The 26,167-nt window shown below is 60.2% G+C and carries 24 protein-coding genes, 2 tRNA genes and 1 pseudogene; 15 read left to right on the forward strand and 12 right to left on the reverse strand.

All coding sequences use genetic code 11. The features are described from left to right. Positions 1-205: 205 nt before the first annotated feature. Together R1T40_RS19020 and R1T40_RS19025 are read right to left on the reverse strand one after the other, a co-directional pair. Positions 206-1,129 carry a cation diffusion facilitator family transporter gene (locus R1T40_RS19020; RefSeq protein WP_317385256.1) on the reverse strand — a complete coding sequence of 308 codons (924 nt, stop codon included), beginning with the start codon at positions 1,127-1,129 and terminating at the stop codon, positions 206-208. Between the two features lie 4 nt (positions 1,130-1,133). Next, the gene (locus tag R1T40_RS19025) at positions 1,134-1,901 is read right to left on the reverse strand and encodes a sulfite exporter TauE/SafE family protein (protein WP_317387003.1); all 768 of its coding nucleotides are present in this window, start codon (positions 1,899-1,901) and stop codon (positions 1,134-1,136) included. Positions 1,902-2,049: 148 nt separating this feature from the next. On the opposite strand from R1T40_RS19025, the gene R1T40_RS19030 reads away from it, so the two are divergent. Continuing rightward, the gene (locus R1T40_RS19030) at positions 2,050-3,747 is read left to right on the forward strand and encodes an acyl-CoA dehydrogenase family protein (RefSeq protein ID WP_317385257.1); all 1,698 of its coding nucleotides are present in this window, start codon (positions 2,050-2,052) and stop codon (positions 3,745-3,747) included. A 152-nt stretch (positions 3,748-3,899) separates the two neighbouring features. Next, positions 3,900-4,580 carry an SGNH/GDSL hydrolase family protein gene (locus tag R1T40_RS19035; protein WP_317385258.1) on the forward strand — a complete coding sequence of 227 codons (681 nt, stop codon included), beginning with the start codon at positions 3,900-3,902 and terminating at the stop codon, positions 4,578-4,580. Between the two features lie 109 nt (positions 4,581-4,689). On the opposite strand, the gene R1T40_RS19040 is transcribed toward R1T40_RS19035, so the two are convergent. Then, entirely contained in the window at positions 4,690-6,288 is a 1,599-nt protein-coding gene (locus tag R1T40_RS19040) for a phosphoenolpyruvate carboxykinase (protein WP_106164273.1), read from the reverse strand. A gap of 364 nt (positions 6,289-6,652) precedes the next feature. Here R1T40_RS19040 and R1T40_RS19045 point away from each other — a divergent pair, with 364 nt between their 5' ends. The 7 genes from R1T40_RS19045 to R1T40_RS19075 are packed head-to-tail and all read left to right on the forward strand — an operon-like array spanning position 6,653 to position 12,098. After that, positions 6,653-7,354, forward strand: coding sequence for a response regulator transcription factor (locus R1T40_RS19045; RefSeq protein ID WP_106164274.1), 702 nt, complete (start codon positions 6,653-6,655; stop codon positions 7,352-7,354). Positions 7,355-7,393: 39 nt separating this feature from the next. Continuing rightward, positions 7,394-9,127, forward strand: a complete 1,734-nt coding sequence (locus R1T40_RS19050; RefSeq protein ID WP_317385259.1) for a sensor histidine kinase — start codon at positions 7,394-7,396, stop codon at positions 9,125-9,127. A 2-nt stretch (positions 9,128-9,129) separates the two neighbouring features. Beyond that, entirely contained in the window at positions 9,130-9,588 is a 459-nt protein-coding gene (locus R1T40_RS19055) for an HPr kinase/phosphorylase (RefSeq protein ID WP_317385260.1), read from the forward strand. Beyond that, entirely contained in the window at positions 9,572-10,474 is a 903-nt protein-coding gene (gene rapZ, locus R1T40_RS19060) for an RNase adapter RapZ (protein ID WP_394805042.1), read from the forward strand. The genes R1T40_RS19055 and rapZ overlap by 17 nt, the downstream gene beginning before the upstream one ends. Positions 10,475-10,483: 9 nt before the next feature. Beyond that, on the forward strand, positions 10,484-10,891 hold the full coding sequence (locus tag R1T40_RS19065) for a PTS sugar transporter subunit IIA (RefSeq protein ID WP_106164278.1): 408 nt from the start codon (positions 10,484-10,486) through the stop codon (positions 10,889-10,891). Next, a complete protein-coding gene (locus R1T40_RS19070; RefSeq protein WP_106164279.1) occupies positions 10,892-11,161 on the forward strand; it encodes an HPr family phosphocarrier protein in 270 nt (89 codons plus the stop codon). It abuts the gene before it with no gap. Positions 11,162-11,198: 37 nt separating this feature from the next. Next, entirely contained in the window at positions 11,199-12,098 is a 900-nt protein-coding gene (locus R1T40_RS19075; protein WP_207796933.1) for a lysophospholipid acyltransferase family protein, read from the forward strand. A gap of 109 nt (positions 12,099-12,207) precedes the next feature. Here the strand turns inward: R1T40_RS19075 and R1T40_RS19080 are convergent, their stop codons facing one another. Then, positions 12,208-13,083 carry a 3-hydroxybutyryl-CoA dehydrogenase gene (locus R1T40_RS19080; RefSeq protein WP_106164281.1) on the reverse strand — a complete coding sequence of 292 codons (876 nt, stop codon included), beginning with the start codon at positions 13,081-13,083 and terminating at the stop codon, positions 12,208-12,210. A 167-nt stretch (positions 13,084-13,250) separates the two neighbouring features. Between R1T40_RS19080 and R1T40_RS19085 the strand changes: the two genes are divergently transcribed. Further along, entirely contained in the window at positions 13,251-14,075 is an 825-nt protein-coding gene (locus R1T40_RS19085) for a DUF6473 family protein (protein ID WP_317385261.1), read from the forward strand. A gap of 128 nt (positions 14,076-14,203) precedes the next feature. Here the strand turns inward: R1T40_RS19085 and R1T40_RS19090 are convergent, their stop codons facing one another. The 6 genes from R1T40_RS19090 to R1T40_RS19115 form a co-directional block, all read right to left on the reverse strand. Beyond that, complete coding sequence (locus R1T40_RS19090) at positions 14,204-15,133, reverse strand: electron transfer flavoprotein subunit alpha/FixB family protein (protein ID WP_106164283.1); 930 nt, start codon at positions 15,131-15,133, stop codon at positions 14,204-14,206. Next, complete coding sequence (locus R1T40_RS19095; RefSeq protein ID WP_317385262.1) at positions 15,133-15,891, reverse strand: electron transfer flavoprotein subunit beta/FixA family protein; 759 nt, start codon at positions 15,889-15,891, stop codon at positions 15,133-15,135. Before R1T40_RS19095 ends, R1T40_RS19090 begins: the two co-directional genes overlap by 1 nt. A gap of 275 nt (positions 15,892-16,166) precedes the next feature. After that, the gene (locus R1T40_RS19100; RefSeq protein ID WP_317385263.1) at positions 16,167-16,739 is read right to left on the reverse strand and encodes a cob(I)yrinic acid a,c-diamide adenosyltransferase; all 573 of its coding nucleotides are present in this window, start codon (positions 16,737-16,739) and stop codon (positions 16,167-16,169) included. Between the two features lie 2 nt (positions 16,740-16,741). After that, complete coding sequence (locus R1T40_RS19105; RefSeq protein ID WP_106164286.1) at positions 16,742-16,945, reverse strand: twin transmembrane helix small protein; 204 nt, start codon at positions 16,943-16,945, stop codon at positions 16,742-16,744. Positions 16,946-17,020: 75 nt separating this feature from the next. Then, a complete protein-coding gene (locus tag R1T40_RS19110; protein WP_317385264.1) occupies positions 17,021-17,851 on the reverse strand; it encodes an SDR family NAD(P)-dependent oxidoreductase in 831 nt (276 codons plus the stop codon). Positions 17,852-17,882: 31 nt separating this feature from the next. Beyond that, positions 17,883-18,548: an SH3 domain-containing protein gene (locus R1T40_RS19115; RefSeq protein WP_317385265.1), complete on the reverse strand. Its 666-nt coding sequence runs from the start codon at positions 18,546-18,548 to the stop codon at positions 17,883-17,885. 303 nt (positions 18,549-18,851) lie between these two features. On the opposite strand from R1T40_RS19115, the gene R1T40_RS19120 reads away from it, so the two are divergent. The 4 genes from R1T40_RS19120 to R1T40_RS19135 all read left to right on the forward strand — a co-directional run bounded on the left by R1T40_RS19120 (position 18,852) and on the right by R1T40_RS19135 (position 23,550). Continuing rightward, complete coding sequence (locus R1T40_RS19120; RefSeq protein ID WP_106164289.1) at positions 18,852-21,200, forward strand: DNA topoisomerase IV subunit A; 2,349 nt, start codon at positions 18,852-18,854, stop codon at positions 21,198-21,200. Between the two features lie 142 nt (positions 21,201-21,342). Continuing rightward, on the forward strand, positions 21,343-21,954 hold the full coding sequence (locus tag R1T40_RS19125; RefSeq protein WP_317385266.1) for a hypothetical protein: 612 nt from the start codon (positions 21,343-21,345) through the stop codon (positions 21,952-21,954). Between the two features lie 113 nt (positions 21,955-22,067). Further along, on the forward strand, positions 22,068-23,243 hold the full coding sequence (gene tuf / locus R1T40_RS19130; protein WP_317385267.1) for an elongation factor Tu: 1,176 nt from the start codon (positions 22,068-22,070) through the stop codon (positions 23,241-23,243). Positions 23,244-23,474: 231 nt separating this feature from the next. Next, positions 23,475-23,550, forward strand: a tRNA-Trp gene (locus R1T40_RS19135). Positions 23,551-24,030: 480 nt separating this feature from the next. Here the strand turns inward: R1T40_RS19135 and R1T40_RS19140 are convergent. Beyond that, positions 24,031-24,535 (reverse strand): annotated as a pseudogene (locus tag R1T40_RS19140) (transposase); the annotation flags it as partial. Between the two features lie 254 nt (positions 24,536-24,789). On the opposite strand from R1T40_RS19140, the gene R1T40_RS19145 reads away from it, so the two are divergent. After that, positions 24,790-24,866 (forward strand) — tRNA-Arg (locus tag R1T40_RS19145). A gap of 440 nt (positions 24,867-25,306) precedes the next feature. Here R1T40_RS19145 and R1T40_RS19150 read toward each other — a convergent pair. Next, positions 25,307-26,029 (reverse strand): hypothetical protein, encoded by a 723-nt coding sequence (locus R1T40_RS19150; protein WP_317385268.1) that lies wholly within the window; start codon positions 26,027-26,029, stop codon positions 25,307-25,309. Positions 26,030-26,167: the final 138 nt, after the last annotated feature.

Genomic DNA, 26,167 nt, shown 5'->3' on the forward strand with positions numbered 1-26,167 from the left:
TGGCCTAAAAAGCCTCTCGGCTCCGGAATTGCAACCTGCCCGTATGATGTCGTCGCAAGGGGGTGCTCCCGCCCGCCATGCTCACCCGACCTTTCGGTCGGCTGCCACATGGCAGTTGGGCCGGGCGGGGGCCGCGCCGCAGGCGCGGCCCCCGCCCCCGCGCGATGCGCGGAGCGCAGCGCAAACCCTCCTGCAGGGTGGGCTGTCAGCGGGGGGCAGGGGGCGTCGGTTCCAGCCCGCTGTCTTCCAGCTTGTGGTCGGGCTCCACATGGATGGTGACATGCACACCGGGCAGGGTGGCCTCGATCTCGTGTTCCAGCCGATCACAGATGTCATGGCTTTGCGCCACCGTCATTGCGCCGTCGACCACCATGTGGAACTCCACAAAAATCGCCTTACCCGCGCGGCGGGTCTTGATGTCGTGGATCTGCAGTGCGCCGCCGCCAGAGCCGAGGATTACAGTGCGGATCTTGTCCTGTTCCTCGTCAGATGCGGCCTTGTCCATCAGACCGTCCACGGAGTCGGAGACCACATGCAGCCCCTCACGCAGGATGTTCACCGCAACTAGCAGCGCCAGGATCGGATCCAGAACCGTCCAGCCGGTGACCAGCACCAGTATCAGCCCGCCCATCACCCCGGCCGAGGTCCAGACGTCGCTCATCAGGTGGCGCCCACCGGCCTCGAAGGCGGGTGATTTCAGGCGTAGACCTGAGCGCAGCAAGATCTGCGCCCAGAGGAGGTTGACCGCGAGTGCAGCCGCATTGACGACCAGGGCGACGGGCGTCAGGTTTGCCATGGCGCCCGAGGTCAGCGCAGAGATCGCCTGATGCACGATCAATGCGGCGGCGAGAATGATCATGATGCCTTCGATCACCGCGGAGAAGTATTCGGCCTTGTGATGTCCGAACGGATGGCCGTCGTCCGCCGGGCGTTCGGCGTAGCGGATGGCGAACCACGCCAACACTGCGGCCGACACGTTCACCAGGCTTTCCATCGCATCGGAGAACAGGGCGACGGAGTCGGTCAGTGCCCAGGCGCCGAGCTTCAGCGCCAGGACCAGCAACGACACGACAATGGTGCCACCGGCGATCTGACTGGCTGAAAGGCGAGTGCTGAGATCCAGTGACATCGGCTCAGCCCACCAGCGCGCGGCGCATGAGGTTTAGTCCCGCGACCAGCAGCACAAAGAGGGTCGCCCGGCGAAAGGTCTTCTGGTCGATCTTGTCCTGCAATCGTCCACCCAGCCACATGCCAAACAGTGCCGGCAGGATCATCAGGACCGAGAATGGCAGCGTTTCACTGCGCATCACACCGGAGCCGACATGTGCAAAAAACAGCACCACCGCACCCAGCCCGTAGATCACCCCCTGGATGCGCATCTGTTCGCGTTTTTCAGTCCCAAGTGCGGTCAGATAGGCGACAGTGGGCGGCCCCCAGATGCCGGAAAAGCCGCCGATGAAGCCGGCAAAGGCACCGATGCCGATTTCCATCCGGCGCGAGGGGGCGTGCAGCACCAGATGCTTGCCCATCAGCTGGGTCACGGCAAAAAGTGTGATCGGCCCGCCGATGATCAGGAGCATCACCTGCGCTGGCAAGACCCGCACCAGCTGCGCGCTCAACATGAGGAAAACGCCACCCACCAGCAGGAAAGCGCGAAAGCGCTTCATCGACTGCCAGGCCGCGCGAGGGCCCTGCCGCATTGCCTGAAACCCGTTGGTCACCAGCGTCGGCAGGATCAGCCCGGCCAATGCCAGATCCGGTGCCATGATCGAGCTCAGTCCCGAGACCATGATCATCGGCATGGCAAAGCCGACAATGCCCTTGATGGTGCCTGCGACTAGCGCCACGGCAAAGGCCAGCACGAATCCGGCCGGCGCGAGAAAGGGAAAAAGATCCATCATAAACTTGCGCATAGCACATCCGGAGGGCGCTGCACTGCAAAAACGAAAGGGTAATTAATGAATGAATGATGGATCATTTCGGATTTATTGTTGCGCTGCACCTGCAAAGTGGCCTATCACCGAGCCAGACCTGAAGAGGATGTGACCGATGCCCCATGACGGACAAATGGACGGACAGGACATGAACCCAAGCGCGCCATTGCTGCCGGATTTGCTGGCGCTGACACGAGACGCTCTGACGCCACTGGATGAGCTGCTGGAGATCGCTACAGCCCGGGTGCGTGCGACGGTCAGCGACGGGCTTCGGGTCTCGGGCGCTTTGGTCGAGCAGAACCAATATGCCGCGCACGGGCTGGCCTGGCTGGCCACCTATGTCTATGCGCTGCGCCAGATGCACCGCTGGGCCGAGGCGCTCTCGGGTGCGGGTAAGCTGGGCGAGATGGAGCAGCTGATCCACCAGATCGCCTTTGGCGAATACCTCTGGCAGATCTACGGCGGCATCCAGATGAACCAGGGTGAGGTGCTGCGCCTGCAGGATCTAGGCCTCGGCCAGGACGATCAACGCGCGCTGATGGCCCCGGCGGTGATGACGCTGACACAGTCCGGCAACACCCAAGCCGCGCGGGTGCGGCTGGTCGAGCTGATGGAGCAGCAGTCCGGCAGCACCATGTTCGGCACCTCCGGTCTCGACGAGGAGCTGGAGATGATCCGCGACCAATTCCGCCGCTACGCGCAGGAAAAGGTCGAGCCCTTTGCCCATGACTGGCACCTCAAGGACGAGTTGATCCCGATCGAGGTGATCGAGGAGCTGGCCGAGATGGGGGTCTTTGGCCTGACCATCCCGGAGGAGTTTGGCGGCTTTGGCCTGTCCAAGGCGTCCATGTGCGTGGTCTCCGAGGAGTTGTCACGCGGTTATATCGGCGTCGGCAGCCTCGGCACCCGCTCCGAGATTGCCGCCGAGCTGATCCTCGCCGGGGGCACCGACGACCAAAAAGCCAACTGGCTGCCGAGGATTGCCAGCGCGGAGATCCTACCGACGGCGGTGTTCACCGAGCCCAACACCGGCTCTGACCTGGGCGCCCTGCGGACGCGGGCGGTCAAGGGGGACAACGGCGACTACACAGTTACCGGCAACAAGACCTGGATCACCCATGCGGCGCGCACCCATGTGATGACGCTTTTGGCGCGCACCAACCCGGAGACCACGGACCATCGCGGCCTGTCGATGTTCCTGGCGGAGAAGGTGCCGGGCACGGATGAGAACCCGTTCCCGACCGACGGCATGACCGGCGGCGAGATCGAGGTCTTGGGTTATCGCGGCATGAAGGAATACGAACTGGCCTTTGATGGCTTCCACGTGAAGGGCGAAAACCTTCTGGGTGGCGAAGAGGGCAAGGGCTTCAAGCAGTTGATGGAGACGTTTGAGAGCGCCCGCATCCAGACCGCGGCGCGGGCCATCGGGGTGGCGCAATCGGCGCTCGATATCTCCATGCAATACGCGCAGGACCGCAAGCAATTCGGCAAAGCGCTGATCAACTTCCCGAGGGTGTCATCGAAACTGGCGATGATGGCGGTCGAGGTGATGGTGGCGCGGCAGCTGACCTATTTCTCCGCATGGGAAAAGGACAATGGCCATCGCTGCGATCTGGAGGCCGGGATGGCAAAACTGCTGGGCGCGCGGGTGGCTTGGGCTGCAGCGGACAATGGCTTGCAGATCCACGGCGGCAACGGGTTTGCGCTGGAATACAAGATTTCGCGGGTGCTGTGTGATGCGCGCATTCTGAACATCTTTGAAGGTGCGGCGGAGATCCAGGCGCAGGTTATCGCGCGGCGGCTGCTGGCGTAGCGCCCATTTGAGAGACTATGCGTTCGGCCTGCAGGCCGGACAGCGCCCGACCCTCCCCACGGGAGGGCGCTTCGCCCCCACCCAGGGTCAGGCGCTGCCCTTTGCGACTTTATCATCTGCCAATTGGCGGGGCTCATGCTATGCAGGTGACTATGATCCGTATTCCTTTCCTGCTCCTCAGCCTGCTCTTTCTTACTGCTTGCGGCGACAGCCCCGTGGGGCGGGAGGCCCGGATTCTCGCCATGGGGGATTCGATGATGGCGTGGAACGGTCTGAGCGGCCAGTCGATCCCCGATGTGGTCGCATCCGAGTTGCAGGAGCCGGTCATCGACCGTTCGGTGACGGGCGCGCGGATGATTTACCGGCTGCCCATCAGTGGCGCGGCTGGGCTGTCGATACCCAAACAATACCGCGCCGGTCCCTGGGATTGGGTGATCCTGAACGGCGGTGGCAACGACCTGCTCTTGGGGTGCGGCTGTGCGGTCTGCGACCGCAAGCTGGACAAGCTGATCTCGGACGATGGCGCGCAGGGCGCCCTGCCAGAGTTGGTGGCCCGCATTCGTGCGGCGGGTGCGAAGGTTATCGTGCTGGGGTATCTGCGCAGTCCCGGACGCTCCTCACCGATCGAGGCGTGCCGGGACGAGGGAGACATTCTGGATGCCCGGCTGACCCAACTGGCGGCGCGGGACGACGGGGTGACCTTTCTGCCGGCTGCCGGGTTGGTGCCGCATGGCGACCTCAGCTTTCACGCCGCCGACCGGATGCACCCTTCGATCAAGGCGAGCCGGGTCATTGGCGGCATGGTGGCGACCGTCATCCGGCAGCAGAACTGACCTCAGGCTGACGAGTAGAGATCGGTCGCACTGAACGCCTGCAACAGAAAACCCCCGCACGATGGCGGGGGTTTTTGTGTTTCACTTTATGTCTGACCGAGGGCCGGGATCAGCAGATCGCCGCGGCTTTCACGTCATCGTCGATATAGGGCAGGTATTGCTCGAAGTTGTCAGAGAACATTTGCACCAGCTTCTCGGCTTGGACGTCATAGGCGGATGTGTCGTCCCAGGTGCGGCGCGGATCCAGCAGCACTTCGGCAACGCCGGGGGCCGCGACCGGCACGTCGAAGCCAAAGTTCGGATCCTTGCGGAAGTCCGCATTGGCGAGCGATCCGTCGAGGGCAGCGGTCAGGAGCGCGCGGGTCGCCTTGATCGGCATCCGCGAGCCGGTGCCGTAGGCGCCGCCGGTCCAGCCGGTGTTCACCAGCCAGCAGCTGGCACCATGTTGGGCGATCTTCTCGCGCAGGAGGTTGCCGTAAACCTCCGGGCGGCGCGGCATGAAGGGCGCACCAAAGCAGGTGGAAAACGTGGGCTCCGGTTCGGTCACGCCACGCTCGGTGCCCGCCACCTTGGAGGTGAAGCCGGAGAGGAAGTGATACATCGCCTGCGCCGGGGTCAGACGGGCGATCGGAGGCAGCACGCCAAAGGCATCACAGGTCAGCATGATGATGTTCTTGGGGTGACCGCCGCGCGCCGAGGCCGAGGCGTTGGAGATGTAGTGCAGCGGGTAGGCACACCGCATGTTGGCGGTCAGGCTGTCGTCCTCGAAGTTGAGGTCGAAGGTCTGCGGATCGAAGGTCATGTTCTCGATCACGGTGCCGAATTTCTCGGTGGTGGCGTAGATCTCGGGTTCGGCTTCGGGGTTGAGGTTGATGGTCTTGGCGTAGCAGCCGCCCTCGAAATTGAAGGTGCCGTTGGAGGCCCAGCCATGCTCGTCATCGCCGATCAGCACCCGGTCCGGGTCGGCGGAAAGCGTGGTCTTGCCAGTGCCGGAGAGGCCGAAGAACACCGCAGTGTCGACAGGGTTGCCCTTGGCGTGGTTGGCGGAGCAGTGCATCGGCATGATGCCCTTTTCCGGCAGGAGGTAGTTCAGCAGGGTGAAGACGGATTTCTTGTTCTCGCCGGCATATTCGGTGCCGCCGATCAGGATCAGCTTGCGGTCGAAGTTGAGCGCGATCACGGTTTCGGAGCGGCAATTGTGCTTGGCCGGGTCGGCCTGGAAGCTGGGGCAGTTGATGATGGTGAAATCGGACACGAAATCATCCAGATCCTCAAGGTCGGGACGCCGCAGCAGGTGGCGGATGAACAGGCTGTGCCAGGCCAGCTCGGTCACCATGCGCACGTTGATCGCATGCACCGGGTCGGCGCCGCCCACGAGATCCTGCACGAAATACTCGCGGCCTTTCATGTGCTCCAGCATGTCGAGGTAGAGCGCGTCGAACCCCTCGGGGGTCATTTCTGCGTTGTTCTCCCACCAGATGGTGTCGGCGACGCTGTCGCTCTTGACCACATGCTTATCCTTGGGGGAGCGGCCGGTGAACTTGCCGGTGGTCACCAGGAAGGCGCCGCCCTTGCCCAGCGTGCCTTCGCCGCGGCCCAGGGCCGCTTCGACCAGCGCAGGCTCCATGAGGTTGTAATAGACATTGCCCAGACCCTCGATCCCTTGATCCTCGAGGCGGAATTGCGGGTTTACCCGTCCAGATGTCATCGCTTGTCTCTCCTGGGTGTCGGCCTGTTGCGTAGGGCTGTGGCCGCATGGAACTTTCGCTGCGCCGATTGGCACCGAGGCGCAATAATAGCACCTCCTGAACGGGTCTTAACATGAGGTTTTGCGGAAAGAACAGGACGCTTTGGCGCAGTTAGCGCAACCACGCAAACCTTTAGCGCCACCAATGTTTCGCATAGGCGCCATCGCAGTTTCACTTGGCGGTCTTTAACCAATGCTAAGACATTTTTGCGTCAATGGATGCCAAGATTTTGCCTGATTCGTTAATCAGGGATTGATTCGCGGCGTCTTCCAAGCGACAAAGGACGTAAAATAAACGAATAATGAGCAGATAGGGCTAATTCCGATGTCAAAGATTGCTTTGGTCGATGACGACAGGAACATTCTGACCTCGGTGTCTATGACGCTGGAGGCCGAAGGGTTCGAGGTCGAAACCTACCACGACGGACAGGCTGCACTCGACGCCTTTAACAAACGCCTGCCGGACATGGCGGTTCTGGACATCAAGATGCCCCGGATGGACGGCATGGATTTGCTGCAGCGCCTGCGCCAGAAAAGCCAGATGCCGGTGATCTTCCTCACCTCCAAGGATGATGAGATCGACGAGGTGCTTGGCCTGCGCATGGGCGCGGACGATTATGTCAAGAAACCCTTTTCACAGCGCTTGTTGGTGGAACGCATCCGTGCGCTGCTGCGCCGTCAGGAAGCCGTGGCCACCGATGAGGTCGGCACAGCGCCCGAAACCAAGGTGATGGAACGCGGCGAGCTGCGCATGGACCCGCTGCGCCACGCGGTCAGCTGGAAAGGGCAGGACGTGTCCTTGACCGTGACCGAGTTCCTGTTGTTGCAGGCCCTGGCGCAACGCCCCGGATTTGTCAAAAGCCGCGATCAGTTGATGGATGTGGCCTACGACGATCAGGTCTATGTGGATGACCGGACCATCGACAGCCATATCAAACGCCTGCGCAAGAAGATGCGGAGCGCGGATCCTGATTTTGCGGCGATCGAGACCCTCTATGGGATCGGCTATCGCTACAATGAAGAGTAAGTTTCCGATCTTCGGGAGCTTGGGTGGAGACATACGCGCATGCGCGACAGTGGCATGACGGATTCGTACCGGCAGATGGATCGGGATGAACGTCGGGACAATGACCTTGTTCTCGGTGACGATTGGGTTGCACCAGAACAGACCGTTGGGCGCGAGATGCAGGCGAAGCGGGCGCGTCGGGGATTTTTGTCCCTGCGCAGCTCGCCCCTGACGCGCAAGATTATCACCTTCAACCTGATCGCTCTGATCATCATGGTGTCAGGCATCCTATACCTGAATTCCGCGCGTCAGAGCTTGGTGTATCAGCGGCTGGGCACGCTGGTCTCCGAGGCGATGCTGGCGGCCGACGTTGTAGAAGCGCAGCTGCCGACAGAGACTGCAGGCGCGCCGGTTGCGATCACCGATTCCGATGTGGAGCCCACGTTGGAGACCCTGTCGCTGCGGGCCGGGGTCGAAGTCTTCGTGTTTGACACGGCACAGGCGCTGGTGGATCGGCAGAAAGGTGTTGCGCGGGCTGACACCCTGAACTTGCTGAACGAAAACGAGGGCGGTTCGACGCTGATCTCCGATACGCTCACGTCACTCTGGACGGCGGTCGGAGGAAGTCGTGCACCGGAACAGACCGGGGCAGTCGCCATTTCCGAAGGCCAGCTGACAAATTTGACGGAGCGGGCCTTGCGGGATGGCACTCAGGTCGCTGCGGTGCCGGATACAGCGGGCGGGACGGTTTACGCCGCAGCCACGCCGATCATGCAGGCCGGGCAGACCGCCGGTGTTCTGGTGATGACATCGGCAACCGGTGAAATCGACCGGTTGGTGCGAATCGAACGCGAGCGCGTGTTGCAGATGTTCATTGTGGCGCTGATGGTGTCTGTCGGTCTCAGTCTCGTTCTGGCCTCGACAATCGCAAACCCGCTCGCCGACCTAGCAGAGGCGGCGGAACTGGGTAAGGATCGCGACGATGACAAGGTAAAACCGGGTCGAATTCGTATTCCGGACCTCTCCGCGCGCCCGGATGAGATCGGTCGGTTGAGCCGCGCGCTGCGTGGTATGGTAAAAGCGCTATATAATCGTATCGATAGTAACGAACAATTTGCAGCTGATGTGGCACATGAGATCAAGAACCCTCTGGCCAGCCTGCAGTCTGCGGTCGGCACGCTGCGCATGGTTCACCGGGAGGACCAGCGGGAGAAGCTGATGGAAGTGATTGAACATGATGTGCGCCGCCTCGACCGGTTGGTGAGTGATATCTCCAACGCGTCGCGGCTGGATGCGGAACTGGTGAAGGAGGACGAAGAGGATTTCGACCTGCTCCACATGCTCGGCAATCTGAACCAGTATCTGGGCGAGGATGCACGCGGCAAGGGCATCGACTACATCACCGAACTGCCGAATGAGCCGATCGAGATCCGGGGTCTTGAGGCGCGTTTGGCACAGGTGTTCGTCAACCTGATTTCCAACGCGATCTCTTTCTGCGAGGAGGGCGATGCGATCCGGGTCTGGGCGCGTCGGCGCGAAAATCGGGTGCTTGTGGTGGTTGAGGACACGGGCCCCGGTATTCCGGAACAGGCGCTGTCGAAGATCTTCAAACGGTTCTACTCGCAGCGTCCGGACGAGCATTTCGGCAACAACTCTGGCCTTGGTCTGGCGATTTCCAAGCAGATCGTCGAGGCGCATGGCGGCGTGATCTGGGCCGAGAACATTCGCCCGACCGAAGCGGATCTGACCTCCGAGCCACTAGGCGCGCGTTTCGTGGTCGGCCTGCCGGTCTGACCGTGGTCACCGGAGCTTCTGCCGGCACTGTATTGCACGCCAGTTGCGTCGCGCTCGAGGGGCGCGGCGTTCTCATTTCCGGTCCGTCGGGGAGCGGTAAATCTGCTCTGGCGCTTGAGTTGATGGCACGCGGGGCGGCGCTGGTGTCCGATGATCGCACGGAGATCCGTCGAGCGGGCGCCAGGTTGCTCGCAAAGGCACCAGCGCCGATCTGCGGTCTGATCGAGGCACGCGGTGTGGGGATCTTGCGTGCTGATGCGGTGGCTGAGGTACAACTTCACGTCATTGTGGACATGAGCCAGCTTGAAACTGACCGGCTTCCGCGCCACGTACGACAGCAGGTTCTGGGCGTATCACTGCCCAGTCTGAAGCGCGCGGAAGGCGACCACTTCGCAGCCGCGCTGATCCAGTATCTGAAAGGCGGAGCCATTGACCCCGACGGAGATCGAACCTCTTTGTGATGCCAACGGTGCTGTTGCCTCGCGGCCGCCGCCCCTCGTGTTGGTGACCGGTCCGTCCGGAGCCGGGCGGACCACCGCACTCAACGTGCTGGAGGATCTTGATTTTGAGGCGATCGACAACCTGCCATTGCGGCTGGTTCCGGGGCTTGTGGATGCGGGCGGTGCGGATCGTCCTCTGGTGTTGGGGCTGGATCCGCGCAACCGTGATTTTTCGACCGAAGCGCTGATCGATGTGATCGATCTGCTGAAGAGCCGGCGCGGGATCGAAACCACTGTGGTCTATCTGGACGCGCGACCTGAAGTCCTGCTGCGCCGGTTCTCAGAGACCCGCAGGCGGCATCCGCTGTCGCCGGCAGAGAGCCCAGAATTGGGTGTTAGTCGCGAGCTGGATCTGATGCGCGCGATCCGTGACCGTTCGGATGTCATCATTGATACCTCGGAGCTGAACGTGCATCAGCTGCGGGCCGAGGTAGAGCGGGTGTTTGCGCCTAAGGGTGGCCGCGCCCTTGCGGTGGCGCTGCATAGTTTTTCATATAAGCGCGGCATCCCGCGCAGCGTCGATATGGTGTTCGATTGTCGGTTTCTGGCGAACCCCTATTGGGAACCAGCGCTGCGGTCCCATGACGGGCGCGACGTCGAAGTCCAAGACTACGTGATGGCGGATGCCAAGTTTCAGGGGTTCTTTGATCGGGTCCTGGATCTGACCCTTTCGTTGCTCCCGGCCTACCGCGAGGAAGGGAAATCCCATTTCTCCATCGGGTTTGGTTGCACAGGTGGGCAACACCGTTCGGTTACTTTGGCCGAAACCTTGGCAAAGGCCCTTGCACGCGCAGGCCAGCAGGTGTCAATTAGGCACCGCGAGCTGCCTGGCCAGCCATTGAAGTGAGAGAGCCGCTTGATCGGGATCGTGATTGTTGCACATGGAGGGTTGGCCAAGGAGTACTTGGCTGCCGTTGAACATGTCGTCGGGCGTCAGCCTGCGCTGATGGCCATCGCCATCGGCCCTGATGATGATCGTGATGCCAAGCAGGATGAGATCTGTTCTGCCGCGAATGCCGTTGACATTGGCGACGGTGTAGTGGTGGTTACAGATCTTTTTGGCGGCAGCCCCTCCAACCTCAGCCTGCGCGCCTGTGCGCCCGCCAACCGTCGGATTCTCTATGGTGCCAATCTTCCCATGTTGATCAAGCTGGCGAAGTCCCGCCATCTGCCGGTGGCAGATGCAGTTCGCCATGCGATGGAAGCAGGGCGCAAATATATCAATTCCCAAAATGTGAACCCTGAAGGGGGCGCGGCAGAATAAATGGCTCGAAAGACACTAGAAATTATAAACGAGAAGGGCCTTCATGCCCGTGCGTCCGCCAAGTTGGTGGAAGTGGTCGAGGGCTTTGATGCCTCCGCAGAAGTCATCAAGGATGGTATGTCGGCCTCGGGTGACAGCATCATGGGGCTTTTGATGTTGGCAGCGTCGAAGGGAACGACTATTGACGTCGAAACCTCGGGACCTGACGCAGATGCGTTGGCCTCTGCCGTGGCGGCCTTGGTGGCTGACAAATTTGGCGAAGGCTACTAGTCTGTCGGAACGGTCCAAAAAGACGGGACAGGTGAAAGTGGCTGACACCGCACATAATAACGATTCCGGCCTCACGTCGAAGGACGCGCAGGGCGTTTCCACGGGCGAGGTCTATGATCGTCGCACTCTGACTTACGCCAATTCCTTTGACGACCGCTGGACCTCGCTGGCGATCCGTACCCTGGAGTGGTTGACGGGCAAGCTGACCATTTTGCGCATGGTCTCGAAGTTCGAGAAGCGCAATGCTGACTATCGCGGCAACAAGTTCTGGCGCGGCGCGCTCGACGTCATGGGCATCGAACTGCAGACTCCAGACGAGCAGATCAACAATATTCCCGAAGACGGCCCGGTGGTCGTGGTGGCAAACCATCCGCACGGTATGGTCGACGGCATGATCTTTGCCGACCTGATCGGGCGGCGGCGGCTCGATTACCGTATCCTGACCCGCTCGGTGCTGACCGGACTGGACGAGGCGGCCACGTCTTTCATGATCCCGGTGCCGTTCCCGCACGACCCGGATGCGCAGCGCAAGATGGTTGAGATGCGCGCCAAGGCAATGGCGCATCTGAAAGAAGGCGGTGTGGTCGCGCTGTTCCCGTCCGGCGTTGTGATGTCGTCCGAAAGCTGGTTTGGCCCTCCGGTCGAGCAGGAGTGGAACGTCTTCACCGCGCAGCTCATTCGCCGTTCCGGTGCCAAGGTCGTGCCGATGTTCTTCCCGGGCCGGAATTCGCGCGCCTATCAGATTGCCTGCAGGATCTCACCGACCTTGCGGCAGGGGTTGCTGCTGCATGAAATCGTTCGATCATGCAATAAACCTCAGGCCCCAGTGGTGGGCGAGGCGCTGACGGAAGAGCAGATGGAGCGGCTGCACAGCGATCCACGCGGCTTCATGGCCTGGCTGCGCGAACACACGCTCAATCTTGGAAAGAAGGGCTGAGAGGTCTTATGTCCTGGCGGCCTGTTCTCCGGTCGCCAAGACAACAGCTTTGCGCCTGCATCATCGCCTGCGTTCTGACGGCAGGCGATGACGACGCGGCTTGAATCGCTTAGCGCGTGGGGACCGGGGTCTCACCGCGGTAGTCGTAGAAGCCACGCTGGGTCTTGCGACCAAGCCAGCCAGCCTCGACGTATTTGGTGAGCAGCGGGCAGGGACGGTATTTCGTGTCCGCCAGCCCATCGTGCAGCACGTTCATGATCGCAAGGCAGGTGTCGAGGCCGATGAAGTCCGCCAGCTCCAGCGGTCCCATCGGATGGTTGGCGCCCAGCTTCATCGATTCGTCGATCGAACGTACCGAGCCAACCCCCTCGTAGAGCGTGTAGACCGCCTCGTTGATCATCGGCATCAGGATGCGATTGACGATGAACGCCGGGAAGTCCTCGGCGCTGGCTGCGGTCTTGCCGAGCTTTTCCACCACGGCCTGGCAGGTCTTGAACGTGTCTTCATCGGTGGCGATGCCGCGAATGAGTTCGACCAGCTGCATCACCGGCACCGGGTTCATGAAGTGGAAGCCCATGAAGCGCTCCGGTCGGTCGGTGCGACTGGCCAGGCGGGTGATGGAAATCGAAGACGTATTGGAGGTGAGAATCGTATGCGGCAGAAGATGCGGCAGCAGGTCTTCGAAAATTGCCTGCTTCACGGTCTCACGTTCGGTTGCGGCCTCGATGACCAGATCGGTCTTGCCAATGTCGGCCAGCACCAGCGTGGTCGAAATCCGCTCCATAGAGGCGGCCACTTCCTCGTCCGAGATCTTGCCGCGTCCGGCCTGACGGGCAAGGTTCTTCTGGATCAGAGACAGGCCGCTGTCGAGCGCTTGTTGGCTTATGTCATTGAGAACAACATGAAATCCGGACAATGCCATGACATGGGCGATGCCGTTGCCCATCTGACCTGCCCCGATAATCCCGACTGTTTTCACATCCATGATGGTTGGCCTTTCCTTGTGCCTGCGGCGGGATACTACCGGTTTCGCAACTGCAGAAACAAGGCCGATCCGGCAAGATACATCGGGTTTTCGGCAAAATCACCATTTAGCAGTTTGGAAAGATTCTGACGCCAATATGGCTCTTGGGTGAAAAAGTGGTGGACGAAATGAGCTATGAACTCAAAAGCGCCGACGCGCTTGTGAGCGGAATATGCAGCTACGGAGAGTCACGGCTGCATGTCAGGGGGCCCGCGCGGGATTTGCGCGATCCTTATCTCAGTTTCCTAGGTGGGACTGAGGTGTTTGGCCGGTTTGTGGAACGACCGTTTCCGCAGGGTGTAGAAGGGCAGGTGGGGCTGGCCTGTGTCAACCTTGGGTCGATAAATGCTGGTGTCGATGCCTTCGTGTATGATGACAGCCTGATGGAGGTCGCTGCCGGGGGGCAGTTGACGATCCTGCAGGTGATGGGGGCACAGAACCTTACAAACAGTTTCTACAAGGTGCATCCGCGCCGGAATGACCGTTTTCTGCGCCCCTATGATGCGTTGGTGCATTTGTTTCCCGAAATCGACTTTACCGACTACCATTTCAACAAACACATGCTGACATCGCTGAAGGCCGTGTCCTCGGAGCGGTTCGAGCGGGTCTGTGCGGAGCTGCAGGAAACCTGGCTCATGCGCATGGGTCGGTTGATCGATGGGCTGCAGGGGCGTGTGGTGTTGCTGTGGCTGCGCTACGACATGGGAACCGCCGAGACCCTGGGGCCGTCGCCGAGCCTCGTGGAGCGCTCCATGGTGGACGTGCTGCGGCCCAGCGTTGATGGTGTGATCGAGTTGGAGGTCGCAACGGCCGCGCAGGCGCAGGATGTTCCGGGTATGATTTTTGGCCCGATGGATCTGCCGGCGGCACGGCTGATGCTGGGGCCGAAAGAGCATGATCGCATTTCGGATGCGGTGGCATCACATCTGTTGAGTTTGTTGGCCGCGGCATGACCCCGCAAATGCGGTCTTTATGCGCCGCATCTGTCGGAGCGCGCATCGGGGTTTCAGCCGGGGTCGGAAAGTAAAAGAGCCCGCGCAATGCACGGGCTCTTCCGGTTTTTGGGACCTTTCAGGACCGCTTAGCCGAGCTTCTCGGTCAGTTCTGGCACTGCGGCGAAAAGGTCTGCGACCAGACCAAAGTCGGCAACCTGGAAGATCGGCGCTTCTTCGTCCTTGTTGATCGCAACGATCACTTTGGAGTCCTTCATGCCCGCGAGGTGCTGGATCGCGCCGGAGATGCCCACGGCGATATAGAGCTCCGGTGCAACCACCTTGCCGGTCTGACCCACCTGCCAGTCGTTCGGAGCAAAGCCCGAATCGACCGCAGCGCGGGATGCGCCAACAGCGGCGCCCAGCTTGTCGGCCAGTGCTTCGATGATCTTGAAGTCTTCCTCGGAGCCAACGCCGCGGCCACCGGACACAACCACACCTGCGGAGGTCAGTTCCGGGCGGTCGCTCTCGGCGACCTTGTCCTCGACCCAGGACGACAGGCCCGGGTTGTCGGCGGCGGAGACGCTGTCCACGGAGGCAGAGCCGCCTTCGGCTGCGGCGTCAAAAGTGGAAGTCCGGAAGGAGATCACTTTCTTCGCATCGGAAGACTTCACCACCTGGATCGCGTTGCCGGCATAGATCGGACGCTCGAAGGTGTCGGCGTCCACCACGGCGGTCACGTCGGAGATCACCATCACGTCGAGCAGAGCCGCCACGCGGGGCAGGATGTTCTTCGCGTCGGTGGTCGCGGGCGCAACGATGTGGCTGAAGTCGGAGGCGAGGCCCGCGATCAGCGCAGCGGTTGGTTCTGCCAGACGATGGCCGAGGCTTTCGTCTTCGGCGACCAGCACCTTGGCAACACCGTCGATCTTGGCGGCGGCGTCACCGGCTGCGGCAGCAGAGGCGCCAGCGGCCAGAACGGTCACATCGCCCAAGGACTTGGCAGCAGATACGGCCTTGGCAGTGGCGTCATATGCCAGCTCACCATTGGTAACTTCGGCAAGGAGAAGAACAGCCATTACACAGCTCCCGCTTCTTTGAGTTTCGCAACCAGCTCGTCGACGGAGCCCACGATGATGCCAGCGGAGCGGGCCTCGGGTTCCTTGGTCTCCACCACGGTCAGGCGCGGGGTGACATCGACGCCGTAGTCAGCAGCGGTTTTCTCGTCGAGCGGTTTTTTCTTTGCCTTCATGATGTTCGGCAAGGACGCATACCGCGGCTCGTTGAGACGCAGGTCGACGGTAACGATGGTCGGCATCTTGACGGAGATGGTCTGCAGGCCGCCGTCCACCTCACGGGTGACCTTGGCGTTGTCGCCGTCGATGTCCACCTCAGAGGCAAAGGTCGCCTGGCTCCAGCCCAGAAGCGCGGAGAGCATCTGGCCGGTGGCGTTCATGTCGTTGTCGATCGCCTGCTTGCCTGCAAGAACCAGCCCGGGCTGTTCTTCTTCGACAACCTTGGCGAGGATCTTGGCAACCGCGAGCGGCTCGATGTCCTGATGCACATCGTCGGCAGCAACCACCAGGATGGCGCGGTCGGCACCCATGGCCAGGGCAGTGCGCAGGGTTTCCTGAGACTGCTTGACGCCGATGGAGACTGCGATGACCTCATCCGCCTTGCCGGCTTCCTTGAGGCGGATCGCCTCTTCGACGGCAATCTCGTCGAAGGGGTTCATCGACATCTTGACGTTGGCGAGATCGACACCGCTTCCGTCCGCTTTGACGCGGACTTTCACGTTATAATCAATCACGCGTTTGACAGGCACGAGTACCTTCATAGTGCGTTTCTCCTTAACAATCGGGATCCGCTCACACGGGTCCCATGAGTGCTCTCGGAGTGTTGATATCGACTAGAGGGCCACGACAACAGGGTAAAATCGTCACGTTGTGGGTCGCGGACGTCGCGTTTGCAGAAAGAGTTGCGAATTTCGTTGCGGAATTTTCGGAATAAAAACTGCGCATGAGGCGCAAAAAAAGACCCCCGCGCCAACTGGCGCGGGGATGTTTGCGGTAGCAGTGTCGAATCGGTTCTTCGCTGACGCACTGTGTCGGCTCAGCGGTTGGCGCCCGGAACCCAGAGCACATCTTTTTCACCGTTTTCATTGGCAATGCGGGAGGCGACGAAAAACCAGTCTGAAAGCCGGTTCAGGTAGATCAATACCGCCTCATTCACATCCTCCAGCGTTGCCAGTTCGGTTGTCAGACGCTCGGCGCGGCGGGCGACCGTGCGGCACACATGCAGATGCGCCGACAATGCGCTGCCACCGGGCAACACAAAGCTGCGCAAGGGCGTGAGCAATGTGTTCATCTCGTCGATCTCGGCTTCGAGCCGATCCACCTGAGCCTGCGCCAGGCGAAGGGGCGGATACTCTGCTTCCGCGTCCGAATGCATGTCAGGCCTGCACAGGTCTGCGCCCAGGTCGAAGAGGTCGTTCTGGATGCGCGCCAGACCGGCGTCGAGTTCGGCCTCGGCTGTCAGCCGCGCGACACCGACCTGAGCGTTCAACTCGTCCGAGGTGCCATAGGCGGTGACGCGGGCGGAGTGCTTTGCAACACGGCTGCCATTGCCAAGCGCAGTGTCGCCCTTATCCCCGGTGCGGGTATAGATCTTGCTCAGAACCACCATGTTCAGTTTCCTCCGCTGGTAAAGAAGACAAAGGCCAGCAGCAGAACCACGGCCAGAAATTGAAAGAAGATCCGCAGCTGCATCATCTTGTTGCCATTCTTGCGATTGAATTCGCCGCCAGCGCCGAAGCCGCCGATGCCGATCGCCAACACGACGACCACAGCCGCCATTGCCAGGATGCCCAAGATGTAGAGTGAAGAGCCCATGGTCTGTCTGGTCCTTTATTGTCCTGAAGCACGCCGTCTGCGGCGTGTGCTGCGGCCCGTCGGGCCCTGGTCGGACTATCTATAGCGCAGAAGGATGCGGTCAATCGCCCGTGTTGAGAGTATTCGCCGCAGGGTGCCAGCGATATAGGTCGGGGTGGTGACATAGTAACGCGGGCGGGGCCGAGCGGCCTCCAGTGCGTGGGCGAGTTTCTTCGAGACTGCCGAAGGCGGCAGCTCAAAGCTATCCGGGCCGCGCGATTCGTATAGGCGTTTCAGTAAGGATTGCTCGTAGCGGTCGCGGATCGGAGAGGTCTTCCAGTCGATGTGTTTTTCAAAGTGCGGGATCGAATTTTCCCGGATTTTTGAGGTGACCGGGCCGGGCTCGATCAGCATTACGTGAATGCCGGTGCCGGACAACTCCAGCCGCAGCGTGTCGGTCAGACCTTCGATGGCGAATTTCGTGGCCGCGTAGGCGCCGCGCCAAGGGTAGGTCACCAATCCCAACACCGAAGAGTTCTGCACGATCCGGCCGTGGCCTTGCGCCCGCATCACCGGAATCACCTGCCGTGTCAGCTCGTGCCAGCCAAAGACATTGGTTTCAAAAATCTCTCGCAACCCGTCGGTTGGTAGATCTTCGACTGCACCCGGCAGCCCATGCGCGCCATTGTTGAACAGCGCGTCCAAGGTGCCGCCGGTGGCGTCGAGCACCTCTGCGAGCCCACTGCGGATGGTTTCGGGGTCGGTATAATCGATGCGAGGACTTTCGAACCCTTCGGCGCGCAAGCGGTCACAATCGCTTTTGGTGCGACAGGAGGCAAAGACACGCCAGCCACGGGCGCGCATGTCATGAGCCGCAGCATGGCCGATGCCGGAAGAGCAGCCGGTGATCAAAAGTGTCTTGGTCATAAAAGGTCCCCGGAATGTGTCCGGGGCCGAGTTATGACGCTTTCGCGCTCAGCAGGGAAGCAGCAATCCAGCCGACCTGACCCGTCTTTGGGTTTTCGAGCAGCGACCAGCCGGATGGGTCCTCATTGAGGACACGTACTTTGTCGCCAGCAAGCAGCTGAACCAGCACCGGAAAGCGGGTGCCGGGACCAAGACGGACATTGGCGCGAGAGGCGCGTATTCTGCGCATGTCACCGATGGGTTCCGGTGCGGCGACCGTTGCAATCGGGGTAGGGGCGGTTGCGGCTGTGGTGATGGTGCTTAGCCCACCTTCGATGGACCCGATGCGTAGGCCGGTTGCAGGCAGGTTGAGCGAGATCGGTTGCGGCACGTCCACGACGGAGGATGGCTCACGCAGAGTCACGTTGATGACGCTGGCGGCACTGCGCGCGGCTCTCTCCGGTGCGGGAGCAGCTTGATCGTTCGAGGCGGTCCTGACCGCGGATCGCTCCGGCGCGGAATAGGGGGTGAGAACCGGCGTCGCCAACTGCGTTTCTGCAGGGCGGCTGATGATGCGGTTGCGCGTGTCGCTGTCGGTGGCCTGCTGGATTTGCGTGTCAGTCGTCGGATGCGCAGGAGGTGTGAAATCCGCGCCGCCGCTGAGTTCGTAGAAGGCCAGGGCCAGGCCCGCAAATGAAACCATCAAAAACCGCGACATGGCGCATACTCCCTACAACAGATCGCATTAAACAATCGGACGTTCCCGCTCCCGCGTGAAACGCGGCAGGCACAAAGATGTTCCAGACCAGAAATGGCAACGAGAATCGCCCCAGGTGCGATCAATACTCCACAATCTTAACATAAAACGAGGGGGAGAGCTGCGTGTTTCCTCCCCCAATGGGCAGATTGCGACGCGAAAACTCAATTTTCACAGGGCTGTGCGGCCACGCTCCTGCTTTGATCTGATGAAAACCAAAGATGCCTGCTTGCCGCTCGACGAGGTGGGCAGTATCAGGTTTTCATGACCGACATCGTTGACGATCCCACGCCCGCCGACCCGCCTGACCACGCCGAGATGCGCGAACCGCTGCGTCGCGCTATTGGTGAGCGTTACCTGACCTATGCATTGAGCACGATCATGCACCGTGCGCTGCCCGACGCGCGGGATGGCCTGAAGCCTGTGCACCGCCGCATCCTCTATGCGATGAGCCGCCTGCGCTTGTCCTCCTCCGGTGGTTTTTTGAAATCCGCCAAGATCTCCGGCGACACAATGGGGGACTTCCACCCTCACGGTGATGCGGCGATCTATGATGCGATGGCGCGACTGGCGCAGGATTTTGCCGTGCGCTACCCGCTGGTCGATGGCCAGGGTAACTTTGGCAATATCGACGGCGACAACCCGGCCGCCTCGCGCTACACCGAAGCGCGGATGACCTTTATCGCTGAGGCGATGCTGGAAGGCTTGGGCGAAGACGCGGTTGATTTTCGCGACAACTATGATGGCCGCCTGCAAGAGCCGAGCGTTCTGCCCGCGACCTTCCCCAATATCCTCGCCAATGGCTCCAGCGGTATTGCGGTCGGCATGGCGACGAATATCCCACCGCACAACATTGCCGAGTTGGTCGACGCCTGCGTGCATCTGATCAAGTCGCCGAATGCGGGCGATGACACGCTGCTGCAATATGTGCCGGGACCGGATTTCCCCACCGGGGGTACGATCGTGGAGCCGCCGGAAAACATTGCCCAGGCCTATCGGACCGGGCGTGGTTCCTTCCGTCTGCGGGCAACCCACGAGATCGAGGACCTTGGCCGTGGCCAGTGGCAGATCGTGGTCACGGAAATTCCCTATCAGGTTCAGAAGTCCAAGCTGATCGAGAAGATCGCCGAGCTGATCCAGACCAAGAAGGTGCCGATCCTCGCCGATGTGCGCGATGAAAGCGCCGAGGACATCCGCATCGTTCTGGAACCCAAGTCCAAGAACGTCGACCCGGAGGTTCTGATGGGGCTGATGTATCGCAGCTCCGATCTGGAGGTGCGGTTCTCGCTCAACATGAACGTGCTGATCGACGGGGTGACGCCGAAGGTCTGCTCGATGAAGGAGGTGCTGCGCGCCTTCCTCGACCACCGCCGCGACGTGCTGCAACGCCGCACGCGGCACCGGATGGCCAAGATTGACCACCGGCTGGAGGTGCTCGACGGCTTCATCATCGCCTTCCTCAATCTCGACCGGGTGATCGATATCATCCGTTACGACGACGACCCCAAGGCGGCGCTGATGCGCGAAGATTGGGGTCGTGAGCAGCCCCGGGCCTTTACCGAAGCGGAGTATCTGACCCCGCCGCCCGGTGATGGAGAGCTGTCTGAGGTTCAGGCCGAAGCGATCCTCAATATGCGCCTGCGCAGCTTGCGCAAGCTGGAGGAAATCGAACTGACGCGCGAGCGCGACGCGCTGCGCGAGGAGCGGGCCGGTCTGGCGGAGCTGTTGGACAGCGAAGATCTGCAGTGGAAAAAGATCACCGAGCAGCTGCGCGACACCAAGAAGCAGTTCGGCAAAAGCTACGCAGGTGGCGCTCGCCGCACCCGCTTTGCCGAAGCGGGAGACGTCGAGGACGTGCCGCTGGAAGCGATGATCGACCGCGAGCCGATCACGGTGGTCTGCAGCCAGATGGGCTGGATCCGGGCGATGACCGGCCATATCGACCTGACCCGCGAGCTGAAGTTCAAGGACGGCGACGGCGCGCGTTTCATCTTCCATGCGGAAACCACGGACAGGCTGCTGGCGTTTGGCTCCAACGGGCGTTTTTACACGCTGTCGGCAGCCAACCTGCCCGGCGGGCGCGGCATGGGAGAGCCGTTGCGGTTGATGGTGGACCTGCCCAACGAGGTGGAGATCGTCGATCTGTTCATCCACAATCCCGATGGTCGCCTGTTGGTGGCCTCGGATGCGGGCAACGGGTTTATCTGCGCCGAGAAGGAGATCGTGGCCCAGACCCGTGGCGGCAAGCAGGTGCTGAACGTCAAAGATGACGACCGCGCCAAGATCTGCATTCCGGTCTCCGGTGACCACGTGGCAGTGGTGTCGGAAAACGGCAAGTTCCTGGTGTTCTCGGTTGAGGAACTGCCGGAGTTGACCCGTGGCAAAGGTGTGCGCCTGCAGAAGTACAATATGGCCCGCGGCCGACAGGGCTCGCTCGAGCTTGATGGCGGACTGGCGGATGTCACCACCTTCAACTGGGACGACGGGCTGCAGTGGGAAATGGGGGGCGGCAAGACCCGGCATGAGACCGACCTGAGCCAGTGGCTGGGCAAACGTGCCGGTGTTGGCAAGCGCCCGCCCTATGGGTTCCCCAAGGACTACAAATTCAAATGACGGCAATAATTTGCCAGAATGCCTGAAAACATGTGGCCCCCGCGCAACCGCGCGGGGGTTCGCCGTCTTGCGGGTTTACCGGGAGCAAAAACCCGGTCTATCACTTGGCAACCCTGACCCGACCGCGAGCTAGAGAGAATTCATGATCCGCACCCTTGCCCTTCTGGCCCTGACCGTTCTGGTTGCTGCCTGTACGCCACCGACCCCAGATGACGAGCTGCGCGATCTTGGTCGTTTCAAGCTGGGCCATAATATCGTCGTGGCGCCAAAGGTGCAGATGGTGCCCGGGTCCCGCAAGGTGGAGCCGGATGAATGGGTGGATGTTCTGACCAATGAAATGGCGGCGCGGTTCTCGCGTTACGAGGGCGATCAGCTTTATCACTTCGGATTGAGCGTCGAGGGCTATTTCGTGGCCCCCGGTGGTGTGCCTCTGGTACTGAGCCCGAAATCCGTGCTCGCCATCAAGGTCACGGTCTGGGATGACGCCGCCAACAAGAAGCTGAACGCTGAGCCAGAGACCTTCACGGTGTTCGAGACCACCTCGGGCGAGAGCTTCCTGCTCGGCTCAGGCCATACCCGCACCCGCGACGAGCAGATGCTGGGTCTGGCGCGCAACGCGGTGAAGGAGATCGAGATTTGGATGGCAGAGAATCACGCGGAAGACCGCTGGTTTGCAGCGGAGGGCGAAGTTGCTCCCGCACCGGTGAAAAAGCCCGTGCAAAGCTGGAACAGCCCGTCCACGGCCAGCGAATAGCGCGTTTGTCAAGAACGAACCGCTTGATTTTTGCGCGCAAACCAAATAAGCCGCGCGCGCAGAGGAAACCGGGTCCCGTCGGACCCCCCAATATTCAAAAGGGCGCCTAAGGAATGGCAAAGGAAAAGTTTGAGCGTAACAAACCGCACGTCAACATCGGCACCATCGGCCACGTTGACCACGGTAAAACCACGCTGACCGCAGCAATCACCAAATACTTCGGTGACTTCCAGGCCTACGACCAGATCGATGGCGCACCGGAAGAAAAAGCCCGCGGCATCACCATCTCCACCGCACACGTGGAATATGAGACCGAGTCCCGCCACTACGCGCACGTCGACTGCCCCGGCCACGCTGACTATGTGAAAAACATGATCACCGGTGCGGCGCAGATGGACGGCGCGATCCTGGTTGTGAACGCAGCTGACGGCCCGATGCCCCAGACCCGCGAGCACATCCTGCTGGGCCGCCAGGTTGGCATCCCGAAGATGGTCGTCTTCATGAACAAAGTTGACCAGGTCGACGACGAAGAGCTGCTGGAGCTCGTCGAAATGGAGATCCGCGAACTGCTGTCCTCCTACGACTACCCGGGCGACGATATCCCGATCATCGCGGGTTCCGCGCTGGCGGCGATGGAAGGCAACAAGCCTGAAATCGGCGAAGAGAAGATCAAGGAACTGATGGCGGCCGTGGATGACTACATCCCGACCCCTGCACGTGCTGTTGACCAGCCGTTCCTGATGCCGATCGAAGACGTGTTCTCGATCTCTGGCCGTGGTACTGTTGTGACCGGTCGTGTTGAGCGTGGCGTGATCAATGTTGGCGACAACATCGAAATCGTTGGTATCAAAGACACTACCACCACCACCTGTACCGGTGTGGAAATGTTCCGCAAGCTGCTGGACCGCGGTGAAGCAGGCGACAACATCGGCGCCCTGCTGCGCGGTATCGACCGTGAGTCGGTTGAGCGTGGTCAGGTTCTGTGCAAGCCGGGTTCCGTGACCCCGCACACCAAGTTCGAAGCTGAGGCCTACATCCTCACCAAGGACGAAGGTGGCCGTCACACGCCGTTCTTCGCGAACTACCGTCCGCAGTTCTACTTCCGCACCACCGACGTGACCGGCACCGTGACCCTGCCGACCGGCACCGAGATGGTGATGCCGGGCGACAACCTGAAGTTCGAAGTTGAACTGATCGCCCCAATCGCGATGGAAGACGGTCTGCGTTTCGCCATCCGCGAAGGCGGCCGCACCGTTGGCGCGGGCGTTGTGTCCAAGATCATCGAGTAATCAGGTCTCCTGATTTTCGAATGGAAAGGGCTTCCCTCGGGAGGCCCTTTTTTGTGCGAGGCGCAGCCTCGCGCTCCGAGGTATTTGTGAAAAGATGAAGCGGGACGCGGGGAGGGCTGCGTCTTGGCAGTATCAATCAGAAATCTACGCAGCTTGAGTGCTGAGAGCCGCGAAAATCGCAACTTGCCTCTTGCGTCGAGCGCCGGTCTCGCATAGGAAATGCCGCACTGCAGGGGTATAGCTCAGTTGGTAGAGCGACGGTCTCCAAAACCGTAGGTCTCGGGTTCGAACCCTGATGCCCCTGCCAGTAAAATCAAACAGTTAAGCCGACACTCCGCTAACCAAGCCTTTGCGTTTGGGCGGTCATTTGGGAGTTTTGTCCCTGTTTTCGAACATTTCCAGCTTCTTGATCGCCGATTCTGCGAGCTCCGAATCCCTGCTTAAATAGTGTTCGTCCAGGATGGCTCCGACGTCCTTCATGCTATGTCCGGTGATGGTCGCAATCTCAGCTTCGGAGCAACCAGCGATGGCGAGGCGGGTCGCTTGTGGACCTAGCAGGTCATGGAATGTAAGATCCTGTGATGTTTGCCTTGCCGACCGTCTTGCGCAACGGCGCAATTTCGAGACTGTCGAATATGCCGCCCTCGAGTGGATGCGCTCAGGCGGAAGGCCCCCTCCCTCTGATGAGCCGTGGAGGCAGCTTTCTGACCTCGTAGGTAGTGTTTGGACCTTTTGCTTGGGATTGGGGATCTAGTATTCAGGAGGGTGAGGGCCGCCGGAGCGCTTAGCCCTGCACATTGCGCAGATACAGAAAGCACAGGCCAAAGCCCCGGTGCGCTTGTCTTCCGTCAGGCGTTCCAACCAATTGGTGAACTTCTCGTTCTCGGAACTCAGCTTTGGACAGTTGCGATAGCAGGTCTCACTGATCTGAAAGGTTCGGCAGGCCAGCGCGACACTGATCCATGCACCGCCACCATCTTCATGGCCATCTCTTGTCGATGAGGCGCCTTCAAGACTTTGTTTCGAAGGCTCCCTTGAGCGACTCATTCTGCATGCTCATCTCCGCATACATCTTTTTGAGGTGGCGATTTTTTGAGGCAGCGATTCTGCTCAGCCATGTCCTTCATCTCTGCGATGAGCGACGCGTCCATACCGTCAAATTTGGCACGCCATTTGTAAAAGCGGTCACTACTCATCCCGTGCTCTCGGGAAAGCTCAGAGACCGGCACGCCGCCCTTCGCCTGCTTCAACACAGCCATGATCTGCGCATCGTTAAATCGTCTGTTCTTCATCCTAAATCTGCTCAGATATCTTGACGAGAAAATTCTACTTGTGAACACCACTATTTTTATGGGGGATTGCCGTTGGTTATGATCGTCAATGCAACCATGAAAGCCTGTAAGGTGTGGTAGATTCGACGCGGAAAATTGACACGGTGGCTAGCCAAGCTGGGAGGTCTGGAGATAAAAAGCAGTCATAAAAGATTTGGATGGTGGCTTGTTTTCTCTTGCGCCTGTAAACGAGTATCACTATTAGCACGCTCTGTGGACCGATAGCTCAGCTGGATAGAGTACTTGACTACGAATCAAGGGGTCGGGGGTTCGAATCCTCCTCGGTCCGCCACCTCCCCCATGTTGAACGTCAGACGAAATTGGCTTTTACGTCATAAACTGACCCAATCACCGCGAGCCGGATGATTGTGGGCAAGCCGCGAGTATCCGGTTCGCCCCCACTTAAGTGTTGCTTCGCTAGATCTCTCGGACGCCAATGCACGGAAAGCGCCTATTCTATGCTGGGATGGCGGCAGGTTCGGTTAAGTAACAAACGGCCCAAAGCTGCCGTTCCTCGCTCGACCTGATGCCGCGGTGCCGCTTCACCGAACCGGCTGTTCATACATCACGCAGCATTCTCGACGCGCGAATGACCGTAGAGCGGTCCTACTCAAAATTTTAAGATTTAATATTCGATTTCAAATTTACCTTGCTCCTGCTGAGCGGCATAGTTTCCGGCCAACCTAGGCTTGGTGACATCTCCAAGCTGGATGCGATCTTTAGCTGCGTCACTTATTCGTCGGACGGCAATGGGCCTAATTTCTCAGTTGCCATGTTAGCTGCGCCGATGGCGAGGTTGATAAGCTTAGACTCCTCATCGTCGAACGCTTCGCCATACGCGGCATTCAGCGCGTTCGCTTGGCGGCCGACAAACTCAAGCAGCAGTCCAATTTCCAATCTGTAAAGGAAGAGCGCTAAGCCTTGCCGATAAAGCGGTGTAATAGCCGCGCCGACTAAATCGCCGCACACGTCGGTGAACAGTTGATGCAAGTAGTCCGGAACAGCAGCGTGAGTTAGTTCTGACAGTCCACCATACTGTGATTTGAGCTCCTTTGACAGTGACCCGATGTTCGGTGTTCTTTTAGGGACACGCTTGCCATCCGTGACCTCATCTATTGCGCCGATGATCTCCATCTGCTGACGCATCAATGCCGCCGCTTGACCGTACAGACCTTCTGCAATTGCGATCTCGCACAAGTCCACTCCATGCATGAAGTGCATTGATAACTGCGCGACCTGCGCGGTCTTATCAGCAGCCTCCTTGTCCAAATTGTCAGGCCATTTCTTACCGCCAAAGCGCTTGAGGCATAGGGTGATCGCGCTGACCATAGCTTCATGTGCAAATAGGAAATCTCCGGCATCCTCTTTGAAGCTCGCCCGGTTCACGGTTCTGGCTTGTCGCTGTCCATCGAAGTACTCTTCCGCAGGGGATCTCTCTTCTGTGATTTCGGTCATTGATCATCTTACCCCTCCACGGTCAGTCCCCTGCGCTCTTATCATCAACCAGGACTCGAAGCATTAGCGTGACAACCGACGCCAAAGTTAACATGGAATTTTGCCGTTCCGACAGTATTGACATCCTGTGTTTCAGCG

It is taken from the genome of Tritonibacter scottomollicae (assembly GCF_032924845.1).
Taxonomy (GTDB): Bacteria; Pseudomonadota; Alphaproteobacteria; order Rhodobacterales; family Rhodobacteraceae; genus Epibacterium; species Epibacterium scottomollicae.

Coding starts and splice junctions, on each gene's coding strand:
- R1T40_RS19105 (WP_106164286.1), bottom strand. CDS start 16,945: ATGGGCTCTTCACTCTACATCTTGGGCATCCTGGCAATGGCGGCTGTG.
- R1T40_RS19115 (WP_317385265.1), bottom strand. CDS start 18,548: ATGTCGCGGTTTTTGATGGTTTCATTTGCGGGCCTGGCCCTGGCCTTC.
- R1T40_RS19040 (WP_106164273.1), bottom strand. CDS start 6,288: ATGACATCTGGACGGGTAAACCCGCAATTCCGCCTCGAGGATCAAGGG.
- R1T40_RS19045 (WP_106164274.1), top strand. CDS start 6,653: ATGTCAAAGATTGCTTTGGTCGATGACGACAGGAACATTCTGACCTCG.
- R1T40_RS19085 (WP_317385261.1), top strand. CDS start 13,251: ATGAGCTATGAACTCAAAAGCGCCGACGCGCTTGTGAGCGGAATATGC.
- R1T40_RS19070 (WP_106164279.1), top strand. CDS start 10,892: ATGGCTCGAAAGACACTAGAAATTATAAACGAGAAGGGCCTTCATGCC.
- R1T40_RS19120 (WP_106164289.1), top strand. CDS start 18,852: ATGACCGACATCGTTGACGATCCCACGCCCGCCGACCCGCCTGACCAC.
- R1T40_RS19020 (WP_317385256.1), bottom strand. CDS start 1,129: ATGTCACTGGATCTCAGCACTCGCCTTTCAGCCAGTCAGATCGCCGGT.
- R1T40_RS19095 (WP_317385262.1), bottom strand. CDS start 15,891: ATGAAGGTACTCGTGCCTGTCAAACGCGTGATTGATTATAACGTGAAA.
- R1T40_RS19025 (WP_317387003.1), bottom strand. CDS start 1,901: ATGATGGATCTTTTTCCCTTTCTCGCGCCGGCCGGATTCGTGCTGGCC.
- R1T40_RS19125 (WP_317385266.1), top strand. CDS start 21,343: ATGATCCGCACCCTTGCCCTTCTGGCCCTGACCGTTCTGGTTGCTGCC.
- R1T40_RS19100 (WP_317385263.1), bottom strand. CDS start 16,739: ATGGTGGTTCTGAGCAAGATCTATACCCGCACCGGGGATAAGGGCGAC.
- R1T40_RS19080 (WP_106164281.1), bottom strand. CDS start 13,083: ATGGATGTGAAAACAGTCGGGATTATCGGGGCAGGTCAGATGGGCAAC.
- R1T40_RS19150 (WP_317385268.1), bottom strand. CDS start 26,029: ATGACCGAAATCACAGAAGAGAGATCCCCTGCGGAAGAGTACTTCGAT.
- R1T40_RS19035 (WP_317385258.1), top strand. CDS start 3,900: ATGATCCGTATTCCTTTCCTGCTCCTCAGCCTGCTCTTTCTTACTGCT.
- R1T40_RS19110 (WP_317385264.1), bottom strand. CDS start 17,851: ATGACCAAGACACTTTTGATCACCGGCTGCTCTTCCGGCATCGGCCAT.
- R1T40_RS19090 (WP_106164283.1), bottom strand. CDS start 15,133: ATGGCTGTTCTTCTCCTTGCCGAAGTTACCAATGGTGAGCTGGCATAT.
- R1T40_RS19030 (WP_317385257.1), top strand. CDS start 2,050: ATGCCCCATGACGGACAAATGGACGGACAGGACATGAACCCAAGCGCG.
- tuf (WP_317385267.1), top strand. CDS start 22,068: ATGGCAAAGGAAAAGTTTGAGCGTAACAAACCGCACGTCAACATCGGC.
- R1T40_RS19050 (WP_317385259.1), top strand. CDS start 7,394: ATGCGCGACAGTGGCATGACGGATTCGTACCGGCAGATGGATCGGGAT.